The sequence below is a fragment of the Thiolapillus sp. genome (genome assembly GCF_048562965.1).
Lineage (GTDB): Bacteria > Pseudomonadota > Gammaproteobacteria > Chromatiales > Chromatiaceae > Thiolapillus > Thiolapillus brandeum_A.
This window is the reverse complement of sequence record NZ_JBHNMF010000456.1, coordinates 1-2665: the sequence shown is the minus strand read 5'-3', so window position 1 is coordinate 2665 and position 2665 is coordinate 1. Positions and strand designations below refer to the sequence as shown.

1 protein-coding gene is annotated in these 2665 nt (G+C 49.1%); it reads right to left on the bottom strand.

Going from position 1 to position 2665, the window contains the following annotated elements:
* Positions 1 to 2665 (bottom strand): hypothetical protein (locus ACOCD2_RS16300; protein WP_419625791.1); only part of this gene is annotated, 2665 nt, incomplete at both ends.

Sequence of the window (2665 nt, the reverse complement as noted above, 5' to 3'; positions counted from 1 at the left end):
TATAGATTCTGATTCTGGGGGCTGGTTTTGTGCGAAAGAGGATGTGTTCGTTTCCGTATTCGCGGTTTCCTCTTGAGTTTTTGAAGCGGCTCCCGTTGAAACAAGCGCATCATTCCAAGTGTTACCTTCGGATTGTGATTGCTTTTCAGACTCATTGTCCTTATTCGCAAACGAGCGGAATGCTCCGGCGACTTTCGCTTTATCAAATACCTGCTGTACACAGTGCGGCATACCTTTTAGAGGTGTCGCGTCCCCACTATCAACATATTCGTCATTATCGTGAACGAAGACATGCGAAAAACCGGCTAGCTGTATCGGTATCTTGTCCTGTCTGACTTCGTCTGACCACTTATGTAAGTCCCAACCGTACATTAAATCGGAGTCAAATGGCTCCATGCCTTCAATCATGAAATCGCCTATTCGATTTAGCCAAATGTCACGATCAATTCGTTTGTGATTGGGGTCTATGGCTCGTCCTAAGCGTGCTACGGTTTCTTCAAGTTGTTTGGCGGACTTCTTCGCCTGTGTTCTGTACCCGCGAGAACTTACAAACTTCGCTTCCGATATCGCCACTTTGAGAACCGGCTGGCCATCCACGATGCGAGGGGCAATGGCCATGATATCGGCGATTTGCTCTTCGCGTTGTCCGAACCAGGATGCAAAGTCATCCAGAAAATACCAACCAATAGGCAGCTTAGAGTCTCCAAGCCCGTTTCGAATTTCTTCCATCGACAGGACAATGCCAAGTAACTCGTTTGCGTAATGGCCATAGCGAGCGGCACGCATAACCACCTGGCCAGAGAGTGTATTGGCTTGGTCAATGAGTAGATCAATCACCGATTGATCATCAGAGGTAATAGTCGGATCGAGCCTGTCCAGCCGTTTTTTAAGAAGGACACGTAAAAGCTTGGGCTTGGATGTGGTTGAGACAACGATATTCCTGTCTACTTGTCGATCTCGTATATGGCGAATTACGCGCACCCCATTGTTGCTCAGAAGGCGGCGGTCAACCAATTCATCAAAGTTTACAACCCATTCACCGATTTTGTGGGTTTGAGTAAAGACGTTGCCGATATCGCCATCTCTAAAGTTGACCTCACGGGCAGGGATCACATTACCCGGAAGAGCATTGTCCCCCTGCAAAAAAACCTGAATGAGGTTGAGGTAGCTCTGGCCCGGTTGTGGCTGTACAGGACAGGCCAAATACACGGATGTGGCCGTATCTGCTAAACCGATGGGGCGACGGCGTGACCAGCGCGCCGGAACGTGAGCGCTTAACTCGGGATGCCTGTCACCGGGTGATCTTTTCCATACGAGTTGAGCGTTCCTGGCCACAACGTCTTGAAGTGCCACTAAATCGGCAGCGCGATCATTATCGTCTTCCGGGATTGTAGCCGCATCAAGAAATCCTACACGGAGCCTGGATAGGAAATTTCTAGCAGCCTCACTGGCCATCACTGAGCCGGATTCTTCGTTTACGGTGACATTCTGTTGCTCATAAATCCGTCTAATACGTTTGGGCTCTGAGTGCGTAAGCAGAAGATCGCATTGCAGTTGATTCTCTTGTTCAACCTTACTGGAAAGTTCAGATGCCAATGCACTTGGTAATGCCTTGGATTCGGCGTTATACAGGACCACTGAAAAATTGCTGCGTTCGTGAGGCAGAAGCTTTAAATATTGTTCTCCAACATCGCCAAAGGCTTTGGCGGCGACGCCCGGTTCAATATCAAGTGCGTCGTCTCCGTCCTGTCGGTTTCTCCTTAGGGGAGGCTCTGCAAGCGTATAATCATAAGATGTGTCAGCCGCTGACAGGAGTATCGGCTGATCGCGATCAAAGCCGATACAGACTTCCGGGTAATAGTTCGCAAGCAGTTCGAACTGAACCTGAGAAAACAGAAGGTCCGCACGGAAAATATCATCTTCTTCCGCTTCAAGGACATCATGAATCAGTTTCGTAGCCTGACAGGCTTTGATATGAATCTCGGCAAGGCGTAGAGGATGCCACGGTGTAACGATGGCTGCCGGACTTCCGGCGCCAACATTGGCCACACCAAATCGCAGAATTTCCTGCCAAAGCTTTTCTCGGGCGAGATCATTGTTTGCTTGTTCTACTAGGGCAATGAGTAACCCATCATACTCTATCGCCTGCTGAGAAAACGCAGCTGAACTTATTCCAGGACCTTCCGGTGAGATCCAGTTACGAATGGCTTCCGAATAGGCAACCCGGAAGGCTTCAAAATTATTGCCGATAATTTTGGTCGCCTCTTCGCCTAATATGCCAGAAAGCTCCGCCAACTTACTCAGAAAGGCTTCGCTTCGATCACCACTTTGCTTGTTCGGTGCAACGAGCTTTCCGTCATTCGTATTCGTGACATCGCGGATTGTGTTGACATCATTCAATGCGATGCGCTGAATGCTACCTTTTGCGCTGACGGATTGTCTTGCGATGTCTGCGGTAGGCAATAATGCATACTTCTCTTCTGCATTGGCGACATTCAACAAGTCATCCGGCAAAGCGGTCGCAATCGCATCAACAGGCATTTCCCAGTGAAAGATTAGCTTGGCCTTGACACCATTGGGGTCGAGTACGGCTTCGAATTTGATTGATCGAGCCTCTTTAGACCCGGATGTTGTTTTAGCAAGATCGTCATCGGCTTGCGGAAAG